The 25,050-nt window shown below is 39.4% G+C and carries 19 protein-coding genes and 1 tRNA gene; 7 read left to right on the top strand and 13 right to left on the bottom strand.

The window, feature by feature from the left end:
- Window positions 1-889: 889 nt before the first annotated feature.
- The 6 genes from DX009_RS07595 to DX009_RS07625 all read right to left on the bottom strand — a co-directional run bounded on the left by DX009_RS07595 (window position 890) and on the right by DX009_RS07625 (window position 8,852).
- Entirely contained in the window at window positions 890-3,613 is a 2,724-nt protein-coding gene (locus tag DX009_RS07595; RefSeq protein ID WP_115083574.1) for a fimbrillin family protein, read from the bottom strand.
- An 89-nt stretch (window positions 3,614-3,702) separates the two neighbouring features.
- Window positions 3,703-3,903: a hypothetical protein gene (locus tag DX009_RS07600; protein WP_115083575.1), complete on the bottom strand. Its 201-nt coding sequence runs from the start codon at window positions 3,901-3,903 to the stop codon at window positions 3,703-3,705.
- 653 nt (window positions 3,904-4,556) lie between these two features.
- Window positions 4,557-5,153, bottom strand: coding sequence for a tetratricopeptide repeat protein (locus tag DX009_RS07610; RefSeq protein ID WP_115083577.1), 597 nt, complete (start codon window positions 5,151-5,153; stop codon window positions 4,557-4,559).
- A gap of 15 nt (window positions 5,154-5,168) precedes the next feature.
- Window positions 5,169-6,026 (bottom strand): CvfB family protein, encoded by an 858-nt coding sequence (locus DX009_RS07615; protein WP_115083578.1) that lies wholly within the window; start codon window positions 6,024-6,026, stop codon window positions 5,169-5,171.
- A gap of 23 nt (window positions 6,027-6,049) precedes the next feature.
- A complete protein-coding gene (locus DX009_RS07620) occupies window positions 6,050-6,727 on the bottom strand; it encodes an ABC transporter ATP-binding protein (RefSeq protein WP_115083579.1) in 678 nt (225 codons plus the stop codon).
- Between the two features lie 4 nt (window positions 6,728-6,731).
- Window positions 6,732-8,852: a cation:proton antiporter gene (locus DX009_RS07625; protein WP_006044415.1), complete on the bottom strand. Its 2,121-nt coding sequence runs from the start codon at window positions 8,850-8,852 to the stop codon at window positions 6,732-6,734.
- Between the two features lie 174 nt (window positions 8,853-9,026).
- Between DX009_RS07625 and DX009_RS07630 the strand changes: the two genes are divergently transcribed.
- Window positions 9,027-10,040 carry an aspartate-semialdehyde dehydrogenase gene (locus DX009_RS07630; RefSeq protein ID WP_115083580.1) on the top strand — a complete coding sequence of 338 codons (1,014 nt, stop codon included), beginning with the start codon at window positions 9,027-9,029 and terminating at the stop codon, window positions 10,038-10,040.
- Window positions 10,041-10,130: 90 nt separating this feature from the next.
- Here the strand turns inward: DX009_RS07630 and DX009_RS07635 are convergent, their stop codons facing one another.
- The 5 genes from DX009_RS07635 to DX009_RS07655 all read right to left on the bottom strand — a co-directional run bounded on the left by DX009_RS07635 (window position 10,131) and on the right by DX009_RS07655 (window position 13,793).
- Entirely contained in the window at window positions 10,131-10,526 is a 396-nt protein-coding gene (locus DX009_RS07635) for an FMN-binding protein (RefSeq protein ID WP_115083581.1), read from the bottom strand.
- An 85-nt stretch (window positions 10,527-10,611) separates the two neighbouring features.
- Complete coding sequence (locus DX009_RS07640; protein WP_245944605.1) at window positions 10,612-10,998, bottom strand: hypothetical protein; 387 nt, start codon at window positions 10,996-10,998, stop codon at window positions 10,612-10,614.
- 301 nt (window positions 10,999-11,299) lie between these two features.
- Window positions 11,300-11,749: an HU family DNA-binding protein gene (locus DX009_RS07645; RefSeq protein ID WP_115083583.1), complete on the bottom strand. Its 450-nt coding sequence runs from the start codon at window positions 11,747-11,749 to the stop codon at window positions 11,300-11,302.
- A 191-nt stretch (window positions 11,750-11,940) separates the two neighbouring features.
- Entirely contained in the window at window positions 11,941-12,675 is a 735-nt protein-coding gene (locus DX009_RS07650; protein WP_115083584.1) for a LytR/AlgR family response regulator transcription factor, read from the bottom strand.
- Window positions 12,660-13,793 (bottom strand): sensor histidine kinase, encoded by a 1,134-nt coding sequence (locus DX009_RS07655; RefSeq protein WP_245944606.1) that lies wholly within the window; start codon window positions 13,791-13,793, stop codon window positions 12,660-12,662. Before DX009_RS07655 ends, DX009_RS07650 begins: the two co-directional genes overlap by 16 nt.
- A gap of 408 nt (window positions 13,794-14,201) precedes the next feature.
- On the opposite strand from DX009_RS07655, the gene DX009_RS07660 reads away from it, so the two are divergent.
- From DX009_RS07660 to DX009_RS07680, 5 genes are all read left to right on the top strand, one after another.
- Window positions 14,202-14,283 (top strand) — tRNA-Leu (locus DX009_RS07660).
- A 72-nt stretch (window positions 14,284-14,355) separates the two neighbouring features.
- Window positions 14,356-15,288: a DUF3575 domain-containing protein gene (locus DX009_RS07665; protein WP_115083585.1), complete on the top strand. Its 933-nt coding sequence runs from the start codon at window positions 14,356-14,358 to the stop codon at window positions 15,286-15,288.
- Window positions 15,285-15,839, top strand: a complete 555-nt coding sequence (locus DX009_RS07670; protein WP_006044409.1) for a DUF3575 domain-containing protein — start codon at window positions 15,285-15,287, stop codon at window positions 15,837-15,839. The genes DX009_RS07665 and DX009_RS07670 overlap by 4 nt, the downstream gene beginning before the upstream one ends.
- A 10-nt stretch (window positions 15,840-15,849) precedes the next feature.
- The gene (locus DX009_RS07675; protein WP_115083586.1) at window positions 15,850-18,339 is read left to right on the top strand and encodes an OmpA family protein; all 2,490 of its coding nucleotides are present in this window, start codon (window positions 15,850-15,852) and stop codon (window positions 18,337-18,339) included.
- Entirely contained in the window at window positions 18,336-21,560 is a 3,225-nt protein-coding gene (locus DX009_RS07680; RefSeq protein ID WP_115083587.1) for a hypothetical protein, read from the top strand. Before DX009_RS07675 ends, DX009_RS07680 begins: the two co-directional genes overlap by 4 nt.
- Before the next feature lie 932 nt (window positions 21,561-22,492).
- Here the strand turns inward: DX009_RS07680 and DX009_RS07685 are convergent.
- Complete coding sequence (locus DX009_RS07685) at window positions 22,493-23,260, bottom strand: ABC transporter ATP-binding protein (RefSeq protein ID WP_115083588.1); 768 nt, start codon at window positions 23,258-23,260, stop codon at window positions 22,493-22,495.
- A 28-nt stretch (window positions 23,261-23,288) separates the two neighbouring features.
- Entirely contained in the window at window positions 23,289-24,035 is a 747-nt protein-coding gene (locus DX009_RS07690; RefSeq protein ID WP_006044404.1) for an MlaE family ABC transporter permease, read from the bottom strand.
- 139 nt (window positions 24,036-24,174) lie between these two features.
- On the opposite strand from DX009_RS07690, the gene lptB reads away from it, so the two are divergent.
- Window positions 24,175-25,014, top strand: coding sequence for an LPS export ABC transporter ATP-binding protein (lptB, locus tag DX009_RS07695; RefSeq protein WP_115083589.1), 840 nt, complete (start codon window positions 24,175-24,177; stop codon window positions 25,012-25,014).
- Window positions 25,015-25,050 lie beyond the last annotated feature (36 nt).

A 25,050-nucleotide genomic window follows, 5' to 3' on the forward strand; every position in this document is an offset into this window, starting at 1 on the left:
ATTGTTTTCCTTATGTAGTATGTATCAATCTGTAGACAGAACACATGCAGAAAATGCAAATATACATAAAAATTAGTTTATGTCCATCGTAATTTTATCGAAAGTTGAATCATATTTTATTTAATACCCACTGTGATGCGTGATTGCATTTATACAATTCGGTGCGGACGGGCGCGATGAATCGGCCCCTACGCCTACGGAATGTGCGCTGCGATTGTTTATGTGTAACCAATGTTTATTCCACGAACACGTAATATTTACCCACGTACACCCACTGTAGGGGCCGATTTATCGTGCCCGCATATCACGGAATGTGCGCTGCGATTGTTTATGTACAACCAATATTTATTCCACGAACACGTAATATTTACCCACGTACACCAACGTTTATCCTCGTACGTCCACTGTGATGCGTGATTGCATTTATACAATTCGGTATGGACGGGCGCGATGAATCGGCCCCTACGCCTACGGAATGTACGCTGCGATTGTTCACCTACACCAATGTTTACACCAAGAACATGCAACATTTATCCACGTACACCCACTGTAGGGGCCGATTTATCGTGCCCGCATATCACGGAATATACGCTGCAATTGTTCATGTGCAACCAATGTTTACCCACTTACACCAAACGTGTATCCTCGTACACCCATTGTGATATGTGGTTGTATTTACATAATTTGGTGTGGGTATTTCTTTGTTTCATTAATTTTGTTTTTCATTTGTGCCATAGTATCTGTGCACTCATGATACTCTTTTTTTTAGAAGTGTGGCACCGACTCACGTCGCCACCACACTGAATTAAAATAGATTAACTGAAACTAATTGTATGTCTAAATACGGACGTACCGCCTGCAAATTAATCAAATTAATCAAATTAATCAATTATTCTGAGACTGGACGTACCGCATACCCGTTCGGACGGCGGATGTTGACCAGAAATAACACTTGGCTCCGCTCGAAGTACAGGCCGTAACTGTTGCTCGCGTTGTACGGAACTGCCGACCAATAGTAACCGCTGTTCCCAACATTGAACAACGACCCATCGTTCTGGCGGCGGATACCCGAAGCAGGAAAGAAAATTGTTTTGTTCTTGCTGCTATTGGTATAGAAGTTATGACCGTAAGCAGCAAGATACTTCTGGGAATCTGTTGTACCATCTACATTGATATTAGCTGCTGTAGTTTGAAACTTACCATTGCTGGTGAAACCAGTAAAGGCATTGCTTGCAGGCATCTTGAAACCAACAGGACTGGGGTCGTAAACAGTTTTAACTACAGCGTTGTCGTTCCAACCAGTGGTGGTGTTATCGGCAGACCAAAGGTTGTAGTAAGAGTAACCGGCAGGAGGTCTTTTCATCCAAGAGGAACCGACAATATAGAAGTTTTGAGGGTTCTGTATACCGTTGATGATGGACATTTTGTTGCCAGCATTCTTGTTAAAGGAGCCTTGAGGAAGAGATTCGTCAGTACCGGGGAAAGCATCTTTACGCCCAAACTGGTAAATGGTAGAAATACCTGTTCTTACAGTGCCTGGATTTTGGGTGATGGTAACGTCGCTGACCTGCTTTGTACCGTTGTTGGCAATGGTTTGTTCAACACGAACCTTGACGGTGTGGGGTGTATTGTAGAGAGTACCCTCCCACTTAGTAGGCTTCCAACCAAGTGTCTCTTCGGTGAAATTATATTTTACGCCTTGATAGTTGGTAACTTCTATCTTGTTGAGTGCACTCTTAGGAGCAAACCATAAATGCCAAGACCAAACTACAGTGCCATCTTTGGTAACAGCAACAACGGCGTTGCCACTCTTGATGTCGGTTGCCTTAACTTCGAAGTCTAAGTAACCATCGCCGCTTGCATCGTGTGCAATTTTAGGAGATGTAACAAGGTCTTTCTCGTCAGCCCAAACTATTTTTGCACCATCGATATTAGCATTGGCTGTATTGCTCTTTTCAATCCAAGGATTGGTAATGTCTTGGTTATTGTGGTCTTTGAAATTATGTAATATCATATCAGTACCGCCAGACATTGTAGGAGGTGCAGAACTGATATAGGAACTACTGTTTGTTGCACCATTCTCTATAGCATTACCATAAACAAGCGGTATACGATAATGGCCAGGAGCTGAGATAACGTAACAGTTGGCTGTGCTACGACTTACAGAGCCACCCTCAGTAGAAAGGTCGTAAGGGGCAGCAGCTGTGCCTAACGGAGAGGCTTTCTGTAATCCGTCGTTGCGTTGTTTTAAAAGATCTATCAGTGCTGCCTTCTTAAGTGTGGCTGTACCTTGTTCGGCAGCTGTACCACCGTTGCCCTCGGTCTTGCTAAGGCTGGTCAACCAATCTGGCTTCTCTGCCATAGAGAAGGTTCCATCGTTGTTGGCATCGTAGCCTATTACTTTCCAAGCTACAGCCTGTTGAGTACCATCAGGAGCTTGGCGATAACTGGTGATGCCGTATGGTTGTGATGTTGTTTCGTCGTATTCGGCTGCACGGCTTGGGTCGGTTGGGGTAAGCACATACTGCCAAGTAGAGTTTGTCTGGCTTAGCTTTAGTGTACGTGTTGTTCCTGCTTTCCATTCACCCTTCAATGTTGCCGTGATTTCAGTGTTATCTGTGAAGTGTACGTAAGCTGTAACGCTATTACCCGTAAGCACCTGTGGAATCATATAGAAGGTGAAGTTATCACCCGTGTTGCCCATGATGGTAACGTTAGGGTTGGAACTGGTGTTTACGCTTAAGCCCGAGAGAGTTGCTGTGCCACGTGTATCAGTAGAGTGGTCCCAATCTGCACCTACGCCATCGAGTCGTTGAGAAAGTGTGTACTTGCTTGCCATTACAGCATTGCGTATTTCTACTTTATCTATAGTTTTATTCCATGATAGATTCTGTCCAACGGCAAAGCGAATAGCGGTAAGGGCGTGGCGGAAGTTAAGATTGGTTGTTGGGTGTTCGCCTTGTGTAGCGTAGTGTACATCGCCAGTACAAGCAGTCATTAGGTCTACTTGGTCTGCTACGTTCGACTTAACTGTGAAATCTACATTTGGACTACCAGCCGTTGTTGTATTGTTAATAGTCATACTTGAATATTTCTCCTTTGAAGGATAAACTGCAAAGAAGCGAGCGTTTGGCTCTGCCATAGACCAACGTATAGGGTTGTAGAGTTCGCCGTTGCTCTTTGTTTTCTCTGCATGGAACCATTCGGGAGTTGTAAGAATGCTTGCAGCACCACGAATACCAGTAGACGAGAAGTCATCGTCTATATTGGTTTTTATTTTTGCACGTGTAGCAGCGTCTGCCTTTATTGGGTTCACGCCTTCTACGGTGGTTTCTATAAAACACACGTCTATGTTTCGATTGCTATGTGCTGCGAGTTTGTGTCCGGCAAGGTCGGCAGCTGTAATGCCGTTGGCAATGGCTCCGCGTGTCATTTCCAGTCCACGATTTACGGCTTGTTCCTGCACGTCGTTTATGCTGAAACGCACAAGGGCGTCGCCGTTGTTTTCTTGATTGGGGTTTATATCATCGTCGGCACACGATGTTACCGATAGCGCAATTCCACCCACCAAGAGTGAAGAGAGCGCATAATGGAAAATACTTTTCTTCGTCATGTTGTTTTCCGTTTTTAAATGTTAGTTACTGTTTTTTTGGTTTCTAGAGTTCCTAGGATTCCCAGGAAAGCTAAAGCTACTTAGTTTGCTTAACCCTCCACCTCGTCGTCAGGATTACTATCGTCTGATATATGTGGAACCACGATAATTGTTCCTGGTGTCTGGCTTCCTGAACCGCCACCACCTGGGCGTACTTGTGGACTTTCTGCTAATAAGTGGCTTTCTTCGTCGATACTAAGTATCGCTACATCGGGCTGTAGATAGTCCTTTCTTTTTTGGTTTTCTTTCATAATCTCATTCTTTTATGCAATTATTATATTTAAAAGGGTATGAGGCTATACAGTGGCATAAACCCCATAGATGCTTATTATGTTTTTACGAGATAAAATTGTGCTTATTTCTCTCTTGAGTTGTAAACGGCAGGGCACAAAAAAAGAACAAAGGAAACTCCTGCGAGTCCTTTGTTTACTATGGTTTGCACGGCACGCTTCGCGCGCGCGTACGAAAAAGTGTAAAGTTTTGTTTACGCCTGCATTACTAGAGAGAGAGAGAGAGAGAGAGAGAGAGAGAGAGAGAGTATACAAATATTTGGAACTACCAAATATTTAGCAATCTTTTTTTCGTTTTTCTCCTCGTGCTTTTGCAAGCCACATATAGACGCAACACTATTTACACCTTTATTATATAAGGTGTAAAACAACGTTATAATATGTAGATTTACTTGCATTCTTGTTAAATCTGGCTTAATTTGGTGGCAAAGGTAATAAAAAGCTATAAAAACAACAAATAAAATAGAGAGAAATTAAGAAAATATCTTTATAACCAATAAACCATAGCGTTCTATTTAGTTACATAACATTATTGAAAATACGCTGCATTTATTACATAAGACAGTATGTATTTACGCACATCTCGGCACATTTATAGTGTTATAAAAAAATAACTATTCTGAACTATTTGGCACATCGATACCTAATTCTTTTAGAACATTGGGTGCATCTTCGTCGCCATATTCAGTTGCTTTTTTATACCAGTGTATGGCTTCGTCTATGTTCTTCTCTACGCCATCGCCACGTCTATAACAATTTCCTATATAGAACATTGCCCATGGCTCGCATCCATTTGCAGCTTTATAGAGCCACTCTAAGCCACGTTTCTTATCTGGTTTTTCGCCATTCCAGCCTTCAAAATAGAGAATGCCAAGATAGTATTGCCCCAAAGCTGAACCTGCATAAGCAGCTTTTTGATACCAATGTAACGCACTCTGAGCATTGAATGCTACGCCCAAACCATAGGCATAGCATCTCCCCAGACCAGTATAAGCATCTATATTGCCAGTTTCGGCAGCCTTTTGATAATACTTAAAAGCGGTATCAAAATCTTCGTTATTAAACGCTTCGTCGGCATCTTCAAGCAATTTATCTGCTTCTGTTGCAGGCTTTCCTACATAATTGGTATCTACTCTGTGTGGCACTTCCTCTTGTGCAACACCCATCAAGGGTATAAATAGGGTGCAAAAGACTAAAGCTAACGTCTTCATTTTTAGATTATAATATTACACCAAGCGAATGGCAAGCGGTTCAACTGTAATGAGATGTCGCTTATAAAGGTCGCCAACGGCTTTCTTGTAGACTTTCTTTGACACATGAAAGAGATGTTTAATATCTTCTGCTTCGCTTTTATCGCCAAGGTTGCATACGCCTCCGTTGTCCTTTAAGTATTGCAGAAGCACTTCGGCAAAGTCTTTTGCATATTGCTGTCCTGTTGGTTGCAGCGTGCAGTCAATCTTTCCGTCTGGTCGGACTGTGGCAATATAACCCTTCAGATGGTCGCCCGTGTGGACGTATTGGAACACTTGGTCGCCATAAACAAGGGCAGGATACTTGTTGTCAATAATGACTTTGAAACCGAGTTCGGTCTTTTGCCAAATCATCAAATCAACCTCCTCGCCTTGCTTGTACGTTGGTTTCTCTTCCTCGAAATAATGTTCCACCTTCGCCGATGCCACCAAACGGTAAGTCTCTTCGTCAAGATGTACGTGCACAATATACGATTCGCCTATCTGCATACGTTTCTTCTGCTCGCGGAACGGACAGAACAAATCTTTTGTTACACCCCAATTAAGAAATGCGCCATACTCGTTTACCCACGAACATTCCAAATATGCAAACTCGCCCACTACGGCAAGTGGCTGCTCGGTTGTAGCAATGGGGCGTTCTTCCTGGTCGAGATACACAAAAACACGTAAGTCGTCGCCCACCGAAACATTATTGGGAACATATTTTTGAGGCATCAATATTTCGCCTGCGCGACCACCGTCGAGATACAATCCGAATGGATCTCTATTGCCTTCGCGCAATGCAACCTTCAATACAGTAAGCGTATTGTAATCGCCTATTTTTAGTTTTGCCATTTGTTATTTCCTTTCTTACTTTATTATACTGCGCTGGATTCGTTGCCCTCTCCCACTATGCGTCCGTCTTTCAAGTGTATGGTGCGGTCGGTTAGTGTAGCCAACGTTTCATCGTGTGTTACAATAACAAAAGTCTGACCAAACTTATCGCGCAAATCGAAAAAGAGTTTGTGTAGTTCTTCTTTATTCTTTGAATCCAAACTACCCGACGGTTCGTCGGCAAGAATTACTGCAGGGTTGTTCATTAGCGCCCTTGCCACTGCCACACGCTGCTTTTCGCCACCAGAAAGTTCGTTGGGTTTATGGTTTGCTCGTTCGCTTAGGCCCATAAACTCCAATAGTTCTTCAGCACGATTGTGCGCCTCTTTAGGTTTCATACCTGCAATATAAGCAGGTATCATAATGTTTTCTATTGCCGTAAACTCTGGTAAAAGTTGGTGAAACTGGAACACGAAACCAAGATGTTTGTTGCGAAACTCGCTTAGTTTATTGGTTGATAATGTGCTGGTTTCAATGCCATCTACTACAACGGAGCCATTATCTGGTTTATCTAACGTACCAAGAATTTGCAGCAACGTGGTTTTGCCTGCTCCAGAAGGACCAACAATGCTCACTATTTCGCCTTTTTCAATGCACAAGTCAATACCTTTCAGCACTTGCAGTGAGCCAAAACTCTTAGTAACACCTTTTATCTCTATCATAATTCTATCTTATTTTCTTTTGCATAAACTCTCGTAGAACATCATAAGCACTACGTTCTTCGGTGTGTTGCGACTGTGCAAACGTCATACCGTCCATACGATTGCCATACTGATCGGGGAATATTATCATAAGAGTCTTACTCTTAAAGAAGCGATTTACTTCTTCTGGTATGCGTTCCATCGCATTCTTATAAGATATAGTACCCTTTCGCGCTGTGATAATTACAAACAAATGGTCGTCTTGCACCTCTGTAGCCAACTGTGGAAGTTCTTTCCAATGCTTCATTTCAACATATTCAGCCCGTACATTTGGGTGTCGATTACGAATATATACAGTAATTAGTTCGATGGTTTCTTGACGAGCATGAAAAACAACACGGCAATCGCTGTTCGATGCTAAACGTGCTATTCGTTCCAACCAACGATAAAAGCCAGGTTCAAACTCAGCCCGCGAAGGCACAACAACTTGTATTCTACGAATTGTATTCAATGGTTGCACAATACGAGCTATTGTAATTTGGCGGCTCAAACCATTGTAAAGGCTCTGTGTAAATTGTCCCCAAAATCCCTTCGATATAGCTTGTTTGGCATGTAGTCCCATTACTATCTCAGATGCTTGGAACTCTTTAAAAGCATGTTTTATACCATTTGCTATGTTGGCAGCAATACGCACCTGTGTTACCATCGGCACATTGGCAGACGCAGCTTGCTTTTGCAGATGTTCTAATAAACGTCGTCCTTCTTCTTGATTGGCTGCTGCATTCACATCGTCGTACACAACGTTTAGTCCAACAAGTTCTTTCTTAAGCTTTTCGTTACGCATCATTATGGCTAACGAAAGCAAATTCTCGGCATATTCTGGATATTTCACTGGTATAAGAATGCGTTCGTCGTTATGCGTTCGCGCCATTTCAGGTTCTTCTTTTTCGGTTAATCGAATTTTTTGAGCAGCTCTCTCTGTTACAAACGATGAGATTATGCAAGTAAAAAGTATCATAATAACGATACCATTCAGCACTTCATCGTTGAAAAGGAATTTTCCAGGAGCTACCTCAAGCTTTAATCCCACCATCACCATAGCTATTGCGCCTGCTGCATGGGCACTTGTTAAACCGAAAAGCATATCAGACATTTCTCGTTTTAAACGAAACAAGAAGCCAGCAAGATAGGCTGCAATGGCTTTTCCTGTTGTTCCAAAGAAGACAATACATAGTACAACCCAAATGATATGTGTGCCTTCAAACAACGAACGCACATTTATTAACATTCCAACACCTATTAGGAAATAAGGAATAAAGAGCGCATTGCCTGTAAACTCTATATGATTCATAAGTGGAGATAGACGTGGAATGAAGCGATTTAATATTAGCCCTGAAAAGAACGCTCCAAAAATACCCTCCAAACCTACTGCTTCTGAAAGTGCAGCAGACAGAAACAGAATGCCTAAAACAAAGAGAAACTGCATTACAGCATCGGAATAGCGACGCAGAAACCATCGTGTAAGGCGCGGAACAAAGTAAATAAGCCCTGATATATAGAGTGCAAATTTAAGCATAAACCATAGCCAGAATATGCCACCACTACCGCCTTGACACAAATTTACTATCATTGCCATAACAAGAAGCGCCAAGAACAATGCTACCATTGTGCCACCAACACTAAGCGTTGAAGCTGAATGCTGAGAAAGGCCATAGCGTCCTACAATAGGATAGGCTACGAGTGTGCTTGATGACATAATACAACCAAGTAGCAAAGACGATGTTACTGAGTAGTGTAGCAAATATATTCCCATTAAGAAGGTAAGAATATAAGGTATAAAAAAGGAGAGAAAACCAAACAGCATAACACGCCATTTATTTTTCTTCAGTCCGTCCATATCCATTTCAAGACCAGCAAGAAACATAATGTAATATAAGCCTACACTTCCAAACAATTCGAACGAAGCATCGCGTTTCAGCACATTTAATCCATATTCGCCCACCAAAACACCAGCCAAAACCATTCCTATAATGTGAGGAATACGCAGTCTACCCATAATAATAGGCGACAATAGAATTAGCATCAATACCACAAAGAAAATCAATGTTGGATCGGTTATGGGGAAATATTGGGCTATTCTGAACATAATTGCTATTATAAATATGTGCAAAGGTAGCAAAAAGTTATGGGGTAAGTAGTGAAAGTAGAGAGTTTTTTGTATTTTTGCAAACGCAAACAACACAAACTTATGCCTTACTGGTATATGTTTGAATAGACATTTTGTGATGTATTGCACTATTAAAATTATAAAAACAAGGATATGAAAGTAGCTATTGTTGGAGCCAGTGGAGCTGTTGGACAAGAATTTCTCCGCATATTGGCAGAAAGAAACTTCCCTATAGACGAGCTTGTGCTCTTTGGTTCAAGTCGGTCTGCAGGTAGAAAGTACACATTTAAAGGTAAAGAATACGAAGTAAAACTTCTGCAACATAACGATGATTTCAAGGATATTGACATAGCTTTTGTTAGTGCAGGTGGCAGCACGTCGGCAGAATTCGCCAACACCATTACCAAATATGGGACTGTTATGATTGATAATTCAAGTCAATTCCGTATGGAAAAAGACGTACCATTGGTTGTTCCAGAAATAAATGCAGAAGATGCACTAACTCGTCCACGTGGTATTATTGCTAATCCTAACTGCACCACTATTATGATGGTTGTGGTTTTAAACCCCATAGAGCAGTTAAGCCACATAAAACGTGTACGCATCAGTAGCTATCAAAGTGCTTCTGGTGCTGGTGCAGCTGCTATGCAGGAACTACAACAGCAATATAAGGAGATTATTGAGACGGGCGAAGCTGAGACTATTAGTAAGTTTCCGCATCAGTTAGCCTACAATGTGATTCCGCAAATAGACAAGATGACTGAGACCGACTATACAAAAGAGGAAATGAAAATGTTCTACGAAACACAGAAAATTATGCATTCTGATGTTCGTACCAGTGCAACATGTGTACGCGTTTCGTCGCTTCGTAGCCATTCGGAGGCAGTTTGGATTGAGACTGAGAAGCCTTTGGAGGTTGCCGAAATACGCAAAGTGCTCGAAGCCGCTCCAGGAGTTACACTCGTAGACGATCCTCAAAATTATGTTTACCCTATGCCGTTGGAGAGTGCAGGCAAAGACGATGTGTATGTTGGGCGCATTCGTAAAGACCTTGCCGATGAAAATGGTACAACACTTTGGCTCACGGGCGACCAGATACGTAAGGGCGCAGCTCTCAATGCCGTACAAATTGCTGAATATCTGATTAAGGTGGGCAACGTGAAGTAAGTCTCCTCGAAGATTATATTTAAACAAGCAGCATTACTGTACTGAAGGAACGGTAATGCTGCTTTTATTTATTGTGTATGTTGTGTTGTTCTACTTGTGCGCCTTGTAATATTTAACGGCTGCTTCTACGTTGGCTTTTACTGCTCTTGACGAGAAGGTGGCTCCTGTTACACCATCTACTGAACCTACTTTTGATATGTTTTTATCGTTGTATTTTGGCAACATCTTTGAGGTAACCTGTGCAAAATATTGTGGTGTTTCGTTGTTTTTAAGTGCTACTACTTTCACTACTTTATCCTTCTTGATGTGTACTTCTAATGGTGTTGCACCTTTATAGCCGCGCACGTTGGTTACCAATGTGGTTGTGTTTACTACATACGTGCCGTCTTCTTGTTTACGCATTACGTTGTCGTCGTTTGCTGCTGCAAATGCAAAGCCTGCTGTAGTTAGGGTTGCTATGGCTATGGCTAAAGCTTGTTTTTTCATATTTCTTTCTATTGTTACTGATTATTATTTATTGTTGTTACTTATTTAACGTGAATTCGACGAATTCACGTTAAAATGGATGATTTCATTGTTTATATTTATCAATATTCTTTGTCCACGGCAATGCTTTCCCATTAGAAAAAGATTGCCAAATATTATTTACATCAAATGTTTTAAGATTAGATAATCGACAATCTGATGCAAATAAAAGAAAGTCTTTTTGTGTCTTAAAGCCATAAATCCTATTCTCATTAGCATTAATAATAAACCATGCTTCTTTGACTGGCTGTCCGGAAACTATCGGTTCTCCTTTACAATATAATAATATATACGGAGGATATACGCCCACTCTCTTAACATCGCTCGGTCCCTGTATATTTTGAATAGTTGTCGGAGGAATTTTTGTATCTACAATCCACTGGACATTATCGGTGCACGTTACTTCGAAAGGTTTAATTAGAGGTATCCTCATGTAATCCCAACCTGAAGTCCTTGTATAAAAATCCTCTTTGCTATCTTTTCTGTTATTTGTATTTGTACAACAACAAAAGAGTACAAAGTAAAGATACATTATTAATTTCATTATCGTCTCATTTTCTGTTCTAAATTCATCGAACTCACGTTATTTATTTACATGCAAATTTACATAAAATTATCGAACTTTATGGCTGTTGCTTTGAAAAAGTTGTGGCATATTATGAATATATAAAAGCCGCTTCTGCTTTGTTCAGAGGCGGCTTGTTGTTGATTACTGGAAAGTAGTGGGGGAGAGTTTAAGGGTGTGGTTGTCCTCCTTCTTTGCCTCCCTCTGGCTTACTTTCGTGCTTCTTTTTGCGTTTAGGGTTGTCCACGCTCAGCTCCACGTTCTTGGCAGCATCGCGCATCTGTACTTTAGGTGTGAACACGATTTTGGGCGACTTGAGTGTATCGACACACACGTCGATTTCGTTGTCCATCATCTTCGCAGGAACGAGGACACGGAACGAACCGAGGTCAGCCAAGTCTACGTTTACGCCCATAAGCAGCGCATCGCGTACGACGGCACCGAGCGAGATAAGAGCATTGCTTACATCGCCTGCAGATAACGATGTCTCACGCACAATGCGGTCTACTACCATTTTGTTTGTCAGGCGTTGTTTTGCCTTTGGCGAAGCGTAGTAAACGGTTTGTCCCTTACGCTTGCCGATGTTGAGCTTTCTCGATTTGATTTCAAACTCGATCATAATTGTTTTTTGTTTAATAGATTAATAAAATTGTTATATAATAGTACCTTTTATATACCACTCGTGGTATGTCATTGTATATCACTCGTGGTATACAATCGCATATCATGAGTGATATATTTCAGTTACTTCTTCACAGCCTTTCGTCCATTCACGATATACACACATTTCTATCGCCCTCTGCTGCACGCCTATTTCTCTAAGAACTTAGAGTTAATGTACCTTGTGAATTCTTCTCGATACATGTCGCCGATAGGAACATATACGCCATCGTTCATAAGAATACGATTCTTGTTTACTTCGTTTATATCTATCAAGTTAATAATCCATGAACGATGAATGCGCATAAAGCTATTATTAGCTAAATGTTTCTCCATCTTCTTCATACTCGAAAGTATCATTAATGGTTTTCTATCGCTTATAAAATGAATTTTTAGATACTCGCCCATACCTTCAACATAACGTATATCGCTGATGTTTACACGAATAATTTTATATTCATTCTTTAGAAACAGAGTGTCGTTATCTGCCAAAGAAACATTTGTTTTTGCTTGTTGCAACAACACATACTGCCGTTTTAAACTTTTAGCTGCTGCCATTAGTTCTTCTTGGCTAAATGGTTTAAGGAGATAATCAATAGCTTCTACTTTATAACCTTCTATAGCGTAGTCGCTATAAGCAGTTGTAAACACCACTAAAGGCTTTACTTCTAACGAGCGTACAAAGTCGAGTCCACTCATATCAGGCATATTAATATCTATAAATATAGCATCAACGGTTTGCCTTTCTATTTCTCTCTTTGCTTCAATAGCATTTTGGCATTCGCCAACCAGTTCTAAAAACGATATATTTTTTATATATGTAGCCAGCTGTTTCAGTGCCAAAGGCTCATCGTCTACTGCTAAAGTTCTTATTCTGTTTTCCATCTTGGAGTTGGTTTTTTGTCATTTTTCTTATTTGTTAATGATAATTCTAACCACACACTATAAGTTTTCTCGCCATCGTCTATTACGAGTTTGTGGCGGTTTGGATATATCAGGTTCAATCGTTGTTGTACACTCTTCAGCCCTACTCCGCCTTTCTCGCATTCAGTTTCAGACTGTTTACTATTTATACAGCAAAACTTTATCTTGTTGTTTTCTACAGAAAGCGAAATATCTATTGTGCTTATATACTGATAGCTTATACCATATTTAAAGGCATTTCCAACAAAACATACGAGTAGTAGTGGTGGTATTTCGCCCACTGGAAATTGCTTTGGGATATTAAGATTTATCTTTACCTTTTCTGTATAGCGCATACGCATCAACGAAATATAACTATGTATAAAGTCGCTTTCTTTCTGTAAAGGAATAAAAGTATTATTACCTTCGTAAAGAATATACCGCATCATCTTCGACATTACGATAATAGCCCACTTTGCTTTCTCAGGATCGATATCTACTAAAGCATGTATATTGTTGAGAGTATTCATAAAAAAGTGTGGGTTTATTTGATATTTCAGTGATATTAGCTGTTGTTCCAGGTTCTTTTTTTCTAAATCATATAGTTTCTTTTGGTCGTCATTATATTTAAAAAAGAGCTTTACGCCAAGATTCATTCCAAACATTAACACTAAGATTATGGTGTTTACAACTATTATTTGTGTTGTAATAGTAGTCTGATTATCTGTAATTCTGCTTTGAACATAGCCAGCCTGAACAATAGCTCTCAGACTTTCTTCCGCTGTTTGGGTATGAAAAACATATAACACAAGTACAAATATAAGTATTAGAATAATGGTCCCACACACATAGTGTATTCGTTGTTTGCGATAGATAATAAGTGGTAACAAAAAGAAATTATGCACTAAGAATGCACCAAAATATATGAAAACAACCGTCCAAACACTAAAAATATGAGTCCAACTATATGTTCTAAAGGTACTACTATCATAGAGAGACATTGCTGCTACGGGAATAAAAAAGATAAACAACCATAAAAGCGAATGAGCAACATTCTCTTTATACACTCTTGGTAGCTTTTTCCGTAACAGATTTATCATATATTCTATTTAAAGGTAGAGCATTCACATTTCAACAATGAGAACTCTTTGCAAAGATACAAAAATATTATTTCTTCACGCAAATCTCTACATAGAATATTCGTTTTATACTTTATAATTCACAGAAGTAAAGTTTTGCTCTAAAAAGACAACTAAATAAAACCGAAAAAGATACATTTGTGCCGAAACCGCAAAGCCATTGTAAACATTGAATATACATTTTTGTCGTTTCGTTAAAACTTAAAATACATCTATATACTTGCATCGAAGGAGAGCCGGGATACGAATAAATGGTATAACATGGGGATTCCAATAAGATGAAAAACAAAAAAGATAGTGTATTACAATAAAAATAAGCCAAATTATTTGGCTATTAATGAAAGTTAGCTTACCTTTGCACCCGCAAATGCGCTTGTGGCGGAATTGGTAGACGCGCTAGACTTAGGATCTAGTGATTTCCATCGTGCAGGTTCGATTCCTGTCAAGCGCACTCTTTCTTTATTAAGGCGTTGTTTCGCTAAAAAAGGATAACTCCACTAATTATACTTGCGTAATAAAGATTATGACTTACTCTAAAAAAAGCCTATTAACATTGGTTATGTTCTTGTTTGCTTATCCAATGATAGTATTAACTTATGCACAACATTCCACACTTTATTATAATAGAGTTGATAGCCTAAAATTAGGCGAAAGAATAGGTTTGCGCACAAATGTTGTAGACTGGATAATGCTTACACCTAACTTTGGCATAGAATACACCTTGGGAAACAAGAACTGGAACAAATGGACGCTCGGTATTTCGGGGAGAATTAACTGGAACACACAAACAAAAGACCCTACTTATAATGTGTACGATTTATACGATGGAAAAATAGAATTGCGCAAATATTGGCATGGAAATAATCCACGCCGCGTGTTTTATTGGGGTATATATGGTGGTGCCAATAGGTTTAACATTAAGTTTACAGACTTAGGAAAGAAAGGAAATGCATTTACTGGCGGACTTATGTTTGGCACAGTTGCACAGCTATATGGCTACCAAAATGGTGCAAGTTTAGATTTCGACTTTGGTATAAACGCAGGTGTCGTATTTGCAAAATACGAAGAATATCGTCGCGATGTTATCAATAACCGGCACGTTTATACCACTGTAACGCCACAAAATGGTTACAAACTAACGTTCAATCCTTTTGTTTATGCCGCTTCAACAGATATTTTTAGAGTGGGCTTAATATATCATTTCGGAACAAAAGTAGCTAACCGATACAAGAAACGTGAGGTTGTAGACGAAAAATATCGTATAGAACAAGCAAACAAAGCCTACGCAAAAGACACACTACACATTGCTAAGGAAGCAGAAAAGAAAGCTAAGCACATAGAAAAAGCTCGCAATAAACGACTAAAAGAATACGAGAAAGCTAAGAAGCAAGCAGAAAAGGCACAACAGAAAGTGGCTAAAGATATTGAAGAACGAAAGAAAAGAACAGAGAAATGAAAAGAATAGTCGCAACATTCTTAAGTATAATGTCGGCAATTATAGCCAACAGCCAATCCATCTCTGTAAATACAGATGTGGCAATGTTGGCTCTACAAACTTACAATATAGGTGCTGAGATGACAATTGGCAATCGTTCTACATTGGGATTAAGCGTGTTTGCAAATAACAAGCCATATTGGCACACAGAAACAAAGATGGTGGGCGTACAACCAGAATATAGATACTATTTTGGAGGGCGACCTATGTATCACCACTTTATAGGCGTAAGTGCCTTAGCCGTAGACTATAATGTTAAAGTAAGAAATACACGCTACGATGGCTTTGCTGCTGGTGCAGGACTAACGTTTGGCTATGTTGCATCTATTTCTAATCGTTGGACAATTGACGCGCATGCAGGTATCGGATTGGTTTTGTTTCATCAAAAGAAAACAACAGATGGACAACCAAACTTAGAAATATCCTCGGGTGTGAGAACATCAGATGGATACACTGGATACCAAATATTACCAACAAAAATTGGCGTTACGCTTTCATACATATTAAGATAAAGAAAACAATATGAGACTGAGTATAAAACGTTGCCTGACTATTCTATATCTACTGCTTGCTTACGTAAATATAACTAATGCGCAAGTAATGCACATAACGGGTAACGTATACAAAAACATGAAATCGTTTGATGGGGGTAAAACCAATAAAGTTCCTCTCTCCGTTCCCGTTTATATATTCGACAACCGAAACGAAGCCAATAAACAGGCTGCAACATATAGAAGTAAAAGCAAAAACATTAGTCAAGAGGTTACAATTAAAAGCAATGCAACCGTAACACCCGACTACGATGGACACTTCGAAGCTGATATTTCAGCCAAAGGAGCACTAATGGTTATAAACGAAGGCGAAGTAAAGGTAGTAAATATTGGTTCTAATCTGCAATACGATATAGTTTTTACCGATGGCTCAAAAACACTCTTACTTGCCAATACAACTGTTATAGGAAAACGCACAGGCGCAAACATCGTTGAAATGAAACCTATTGATGATGGTCCAAACCTGCATTGGAATGTTACAGTAAGGCTACCAGAATGGTATACAAAAGACCATTCACGGCTCATCTTCCAACCAATGGTTATCAATTGCGAAGAAGAAGACACCATACAATATCTTGAACCACTGGTGTTCGAGGGAAAACAATATCACAAGAACCAAATTAGAAGAAAGAGTTTCGATTACAATCGTAACGATTCGCTGCATAGCTATTACATCGAAGACCAACCAACCACTAACGATGCGTTTATCTTTCATTGGGAAACAACATATCCAAAACCTAATCCAAACAAGAGTTACAAGTGGGGCTCGGTGTTAAGACTAGAAGATTACACCCACATTTACTTTGAAGACAAATCGAAAAGCGGAACTTGCAATACACGTAAACCATGGAAGCTAATAGATGTTTCGATGGCTATGAAACAAATTAAGCTAACGCCACAGTACTATGAACAAGCCAGAGCTCAGCTTAGAGAAGTACCACGCGACCTACAATTGACATTCGTGGTTGGTAAAGATGAACTAACTTCTGATGCCTCTAATCAGCAGAATTTAGAACAGCTTGTTAAGGAACTTCGCTCTTATGGTCGTGCTTTAATGAACTTTACAGTTCAAGGAACAGCATCGCCTGAAGGCAATGTAGCATCAAATACTAAATTAGCTACTACACGTGCAAAGAAAGCACTGTCTATTATAGGCGGACAAATATCGAGTGCTGGCCTTGAAGTAAAAGAGCCTTTAGTTTATACATGGTTCGACGTTGCAGATTCGTTGAAAGCTCGTAACTTAGAAACAGAGGCTAACACATTACGCAACTACGCATTTAACAATAATATTAGTGGGTTGCGCGAAATGCAGAACCAACCTGTTATTCAGGAGATATTGCAGAATCAACGTCTAATGCGCTGTACTTATACGCTACGTCAGAATAAGGTTCTCGACCCACAAGAAGTGTTATGGACTTACTATAACGACAAAGATTACCAAAAAGGAGGCAAAAATGTATTCTCAAACGGAGATTATTATAATCTCTTTACACAAATAAAAGACTCCACAGAACTACGTAAACTAACTTATCGGGCATGGAATGAGATTAAAACACGGCGGACGATGCAATATAGCCCATTTGCTGCTTATATTGCAAACCGTGTTGCTTGCTATGCCATAGAGAGCGACTCTATAGACTTATCTATTCTTTCACCATTTATAGATATGAAGTCTGGTTTAGAAGTTTCGCGTCCAATATCTTTCGATAACGAGTATCATTACATCGTAAACAGACGAGAGCTTGTAGCCAACCAAGCTATAATGTATTTCAAAGCTATGAAACTTGGTGAAGCTTATCACCTTGCGAATAAACTTCCAAATACCGATGAGTATAAGAATATAAAGATGTTTACTGACTTAGAAACTCTTTTCTTCAAGCAAAACAAGACTGCTGATGAAGCTCGTCGTGCCAAAGATGCATTGGATTACGTTATGAAAACAAATGCAGAGAATTATGCGATACTAAATTTTGAACTAGCTTCTGAATTAGGAAAAACGTACGAAGAGCTTGAACCACTTATAGATTCGCTGCCCGATAATAACGCGAAGAAATGGTATATGAAAGGGGTTATTGAAGCAGGAAAGCCAGAAATAAGCGATGATGATTTTATGGAACTCACCGCAAAATATGGTCCTGATGTAGCATTGCGAATGACCGATAACACTATACCTTCATTCTTAGCCTACTTTCAGCATTGTTTCGATATGCGTCCACAATACAAAGGCTTATATAATTCAGATGCAAATATTCCTGATGATGTGCGCAAAAGAAACCCTTACGATGAAAAGAAGGCAGAGTTATACAGACAAAAGTTTACTGATTTGATGATTGCTGCTGGTAAAATTAAGGCACCAGAACAAGAAGAAGAGTCAAACGACAATAAAGAAACAACGGAAGAGAACAATAATAATGGCACGCCAACAACCACTTTACCTGTAGAGGAGATTAAAAAATGAATAGAATAGTACCTTTGGTAATGGCATTTTTTGCTATTATAACCCTTCAAGCACAAACTCCAATAAGCCAACCTACCGACACTGTTGTAAGGGATTTGAGCGAGTTAGAACAGAAAATGCAAGCAGAAGATATTACGGCAAAAATTGATACGGCTTATTATGGAACACCAAAACAAAGAAACTTCAATGCATTAGACTACAGTTTAGACAACCGACACCGCTATCAAGGCGACAAATGGACAAAGGGTGGCTTCGGTAAACATACATTCTTAGACTTAGGAGCTGGTGCCGTATTCTATCAGCATAATAACGATTATCAATTAACAACGCAAGCTGGTATTCATCTCCGAATAGGAAAAGAACTTAGTCCAATGAGTTCTTTCCGTCTGGGAATAGGCGGAGAGCTTGGTTACATTAGTGGCGAAGCTAACGTAAATTGGACGATGCGCGCCAATGCCGACTATCTTTTCAACTTCTCAAACTATCTTTTGGGTTATCGTCCTGACCGTCCATTAAGCGTATCGGGCATACTTGGTTTAGGTTTTCAACACTCACACTTAACAAAATACAATGGTTCTGCTGTTGCGAGAACTATGAAAGATAAAGCAACCTCTTACAATATACATACTGGTTTACAGTTTAAATTCCTTGCTGGAACACATGCTGCACTTGCCATAGAACCGTATATTATGGCTGGTACAGAGGGAATGGACTTAGATAAAGCCTCTAAATTTAACCACTTCAGCATTGGTTATGGTGTAAATCTATCGTATATTTGGTACTTCTACAACAATATGTCTGCACAAAAAGATGCGGGCGACTTCCAAAAACATTTTACCGATGATAAGCGATTGTTCCTCGAAGACCCTGCTAGACTACGCTGGCGACGTCCTTGGTTCTTCGAATACAGCATAGGTCCATCGTATTATTATTCTACAAACTTAAAGGTTGGAAAAACCATTGGTTATAGTGTTAGTGCTAATATTGGTCAATGGATGTCGTCGGCTATTGGTTTACGAGCAGGCATTAACCTAACGAATGCTGCATGGACAAAGGCAAGCGAAACCACATCGCTACTTGGAAAGTCGGGTGTTTCGCTCGATGCTATGCTCAATCCGTTCGGTTTTACACGCCATTACAACTGGGATAGCCCGGTGGGACTGAATCTTTACGGTGGTTACGAATTAGGACAGCTCCAATTAGTACACACTAATATAAATGATAAAACGAGTGGACGATACGCTGGATACCGATTAGGTGCACAATTCTGGGCTAAAATTACAAACGATTTGCGCCTAACTTTTGAGCCAAATTACATTCTAATAGAACACTTCGATCGTCCAGATGGACGTATGAAATATAGTCAGACTGACTTTAAATTGGGTTTAGCTGTACTATTCCGCAATAAATTGCAACGTAACTACGATGTTAATAATGCAAAGAATGACCTTCCAGAGAGTGGCTTCTTTATGGGGGGAGGATTTGGTTGGAACACTACCATTAACAAATGGAGATATACAGGCAAGTCGCGCGGACTGCTTTTAAACTTCAATGGCTTTGTTGGCTATAACTTTAATATGTATAGCGGAGCAAAACTTATGGTAGATTATGTTGCGAATCCCATCTGGCAAAAGAATGGCAGCGGCAACTTCTATAAGTTTACTTATAAAAACACATTCATATCTGCCGACTATCAGTTCAATGTACTCAACGCTATGACGGGATATCGTCCTGGAAGAAGATGGAATGTAGAACTTTATGGCGGACCATCTCTGGTGCTAAGCAAATATGGTAAAAAAGCAGATGTTGGTGCTAACTTTGGTGGAATGCTCTCATATCGTGTTCTCCCCTATCTATCCTTGTTTTATAGCCACACTGTTTATTGGATGCCAAGCAGCCATTATGACTCTGACCAGATATACACAACTCCTGGAGCCATATCGAATGTACTTACAGTGGGAGCTAAATATCATCTCGACGGATTTATTAAAACCATTAAGAACCTGCCGTGGAAAACAGCACCATCGTCGGGTTTACATCGCTTCTTTCTCGATTACGGATATGGGTATGCCAACTATCCTATGCTACCAAGTAAGGGAAAAGACTCGTGGGGAACATCAATGCAACTATCTTTAGGCTTGTGGGCAAACTCTTTCTTAGGAGCACGTGTTGGTTTGAATATGGCAAAAGGTGTGGATATGACCACTACACACACTACGAATGGACAAACAGAAGACATTCACCACGCTATTGGCTTAGGTACAATTGCTGGCGATGTGCTCATTAATCCGATGGGATTAAGCAAAAACTACAACCAGCACTCTCTGGTTGGAGCAAATATTCTCTTAGGTTACCAAAACGGTTGGCTTGTTATGAACGATGCTGAGCATACTATTAAGGGTTCAAGAATTACGGTAGACGGCTTCCGCGTGGGACTACAGCTATGGACACGACTTAGTAGAGACTTGCGTCTAAACATTGAACCAATGTATTCTTCGCTCAATGCACACGACAATATCTATATTAACGCAACAGGAAACACTCTATATAGAACAAGAGAAATGGACAGCACACCACTTAAGTTGGGCAATTCGTTCTCTGTTCGTGTAGGTTTAACTGTGCCTTTCAACCGTATTGCGCGCTACGAAGATGCAGATATGACATCGTTTGTGTCTAAAAAACCAATGCGCTTTTTCGCCGCTCTGGGTGGTGGTTGGAATATTCTACTCACAAAACACCGGTTTAAAGATAGCGGTGCAAAAATTAACCTATCGGCTTTTGGAGGCTACAAACTGAATGAGGTTTCGGCTGTCCGACTTGGATTAGAATACATGATGGACAATGTTAAGTATGCCTACATTGAAAACAATATAGCTAGCTTCAACGAAGATAAGCGTAACATTCTATTTGTTTCGGCAGATTTCCAACTCGATTTACTCGCTTATTTCCGTGGATACAGACCTAACCGTGCATGGAACGTTGCGCTATATGCAGGTCCTGCCATTGGCATTCAAACCAACAAAGAGCACTCTAAAGATGGCGCCATAAATCTGGGAATGACGGTTAGTCACCAGATTGCAAAGAATTTTTCTGCATTCTATAATCACAACATCTACTTAATGGGCTTCTTAGGTCGCGACAGTTTGCTACCAGGAACTAATCTCTTAGGAAAGATTACTGCTTTAAATTGCATAGACTTTGGAGTAATGTACAACTGGTAAGTTCCATTAAGAAAAATAAAATACAAAAAAGAAAGACATAATAGGCTGAAGGGAGAGGCAACCAACATATAATTGTATGCCTCGCCGGTCAGCCTTTTTTTTATTCAAATAGGCTATTAGAACCTTAATTTATTTTGTTTTTCTGTCGAGCAGATTAAGTGACTTTATACCGAAGGTATAATGAATTGCAACAAGTTAGATATACTCAACAGAATAGAGATGAAGACTTTTTAGAAAAGAAAACAATTGTGATAAAAGCCACAACTATATAACAATACACAAAACAACATATTACTGTTCAACAACTTAGAAGAATATCCAAAGCAAAATACCACAGAAAAAACAAATTCATACTACGCATCTGAATAAACATATTTTAGGTAGTATAATATAGCATTATAAAAGACATAGTTTTTTATGATATCTAAAACGTAACTGACAGATATCTGAGACGAACGTGACAGATATCTGAGACAAGCGTTAGAGATATCTGAGACAAGCGTTAGAGATATCTGAGACAAGCGTTAGAGATATCTAAAACAAAAAGAACTAAAATGTGGCTGATTTTTCTTACTATCTAAAATGTTCTATTTTATTTTTCAAAACCAGTAGACACAGCTTATAAAGTCTCCACCAATTTACTACGGAATCAAGTTAGAAAGGCTAACAAGATGCCAAGCAGACAACAAAAGATGGCAAGAAGTAATAGTATAAACAAAATACGACGATGCTACGGTAGAATAATCAAATTGTTTTTTAAACATTATCTCTCACTACTCGTTTGCATCGGCTATAAAACTCCTACGCAAGAAGTACATATAAATATCCATAATCAATAAAAACGCATATTCTTAATAATGTTAGCCATATAAACCAAACATACAGAATATGCGAAGAAAAAAGCAATGAAATATGGATAAAAGCAGAGTGCTTTATTTTTTCTTTCCGGTCTCTACCTGCTTTACTTTCTTAAACAAATCAGATGCAAATACAAGGTCGTTTAGTTTCTGATTATTGCTCGACATCACCGTGTCTTTGTTCCCTTGCCACTCTGCTTTACCATCTGCAATAAACACAATGTGTTCACCAATTCCCATAACAGAGTTCATATCGTGCGTATTAATAATAGTGGTAATATCAAATTCTTTCGTAATGTCCGACAATAGTTGGTCGATAACCAACGATGTTTTAGGATCAAGACCAGAGTTCGGCTCATCGCAAAACAAATATTTAGGATTCATTACTATAGCACGCGCTATAGCCACACGCTTCTGCATACCGCCCGATATTTCTTCAGGATATTTATTTTCTGCTCCCGTTAGGTTCACACGTTCTATACATTTTTGCGCCTGTGCATCGCGCTCTGCTGGTGTCATATTAGAAAACATATCAAGAGGAAAACGAACATTTTCGAAAACAGTGAGCGAATCGAACAAAGCAGAACCTTGGAAAATCATTCCCATCTCTCTGCGCATTCTAATCTTCTCTTTTTTATTCATCGCTACAAAGTTGCGATGGTCGTAAAGTACTTCTCCACTTGTAGGCTCTAACAATCCCACAAGACACTGCAGTAACACTGTTTTTCCTGCTCCACTCTGTCCAATAATCAAGTTAGTTTTACCATCTTCAAACACTGTATTTATGTCGTGAAGCACTTTTTTATCGCCAAACGATTTATATAAGTTTTTAACTTCTATCATATTTGTAAGCCTATTACGAAATAAACAATTAGCTAAGAAGCTGGGTTAAAAATACATCGCTAAATAGAATGAGCACACTGGAACTAACCACGGCATTGGTAGAAGACTTGCCTACTTCTACCGAACCACCCTTCACTGTGTAGCCAAAAAATGATGAGACACTTGCAATGATGAAAGCAAAGAAGAGACTTTTGGTTATACTCATATACATAAACCATGGATTAAAGTCGTGCTGCAATCCCGAAGTTAAATCTACAGGAGTTATAATATGCGCAAAGAAAGCAGTTGCGTAGGCTCCCACAATACCCATTGCAGCAGAAAAAATAACTAAGAAAGGCATTATGGTAATGAGTCCTACTATCTTAGGCAATATTAAATAGCTTGCCGAGTTTATACCCATAATCTCTAAAGCATCTATTTGTTGTGTAACACGCATAGTTCCTAACTCTGAGGCAATGTTCGAACCAACTTTTCCTGCAAGAATAAGACACATAATACTCGAAGAGAATTCGAGCAACATAATCTCACGCGTAACATAACCCGATACCCAAAGTGGCATCCACGGACTTTGAACATTTAATTTTATCTGTATGCAAATAACAGCTCCGATAAAGAAAGATATAAGCAAAACAATACCAATAGAATCGACACCGAGTTGCGACATCTCTTTTACATAGCGTTTAAAAAACATGCGGAAACGTTCAGGACGACTGAATGCGCGTCCCATCAGGAGCAGGTATCTACCAAGAATTGTAAGCCAATTAAATATAAGCATAGTTTGTATGTTTATTGTATGCGAGTGCAAAAGTAACCAAAATCCGCTAAAAAACTGCAATATAAGTCATTGTTTTAAGCAATATCAATGATATTAGCATTTATTTTACTACTTTTGCAACATAGAAACGAAATTAGAAATGCTCGACACAGAAAACATAATCATTGAACCCGAGAGCGAAAGAAACAGTGTTCTTCGTACCGAAGGACTTGTTAAACGATACGGAAAACGTACTGTGGCAAACGGAGTAAGTATCAATGTGCGACAAGGAGAAATTGTTGGACTGTTAGGACCAAATGGTGCTGGCAAAACAACATCGTTCTATATGACAACCGGTTTGGTGGTTCCAAACGAAGGACACGTTTACATTGACAACCTAGAAATAACAAAATATCCTGTTTATAAACGTGCTAAAGCAGGTATTGGCTATCTGCCACAAGAGGCAAGTGTTTTTAGGAAAATGAGTGTTGAAGATAACATTATGTGTGTGTTGGAGATGACAAAACTCACCAAACAGCAGCGCATAGAGAAAATGGAAAGCCTTATTAAAGAGTTTCGCTTAGAAAAGGTACGAAAGAATCTTGGCGACCGTCTTTCGGGAGGAGAACGACGCAGATGCGAAATTGCACGTTGCTTAGCAATAGATCCAAAGTTCATAATGCTCGACGAACCATTTGCAGGTGTAGACCCAATTGCAGTGGAGGATATTCAACACATTGTTTGGCGATTAAAATTCCGCAATATCGGTATTCTCATTACTGACCATAATGTGCACGAAACTCTAAACATTACCGACCGTGCCTATTTGCTATTTGAAGGACAAATACTTTTTAAAGGTACGCCAGAAGAATTGGCTGCAAACAAAATTGTGAAAGAAAAGTATCTTGGTACTGATTTCGTTCTGCAAAAGAAAGATTTCCAATTGTTAGACGAACGCAAACGTGCAAAAGAAGCAGAAGAAGAACTAAACAGAGAGTAAAGTCTATTACCTTTATATAAAACATAAGTGCAACAA

The sequence above is a fragment of the Prevotella pallens genome (assembly GCF_900454935.1).
In the GTDB taxonomy this organism is placed as follows: domain Bacteria; phylum Bacteroidota; class Bacteroidia; order Bacteroidales; family Bacteroidaceae; genus Prevotella; species Prevotella pallens.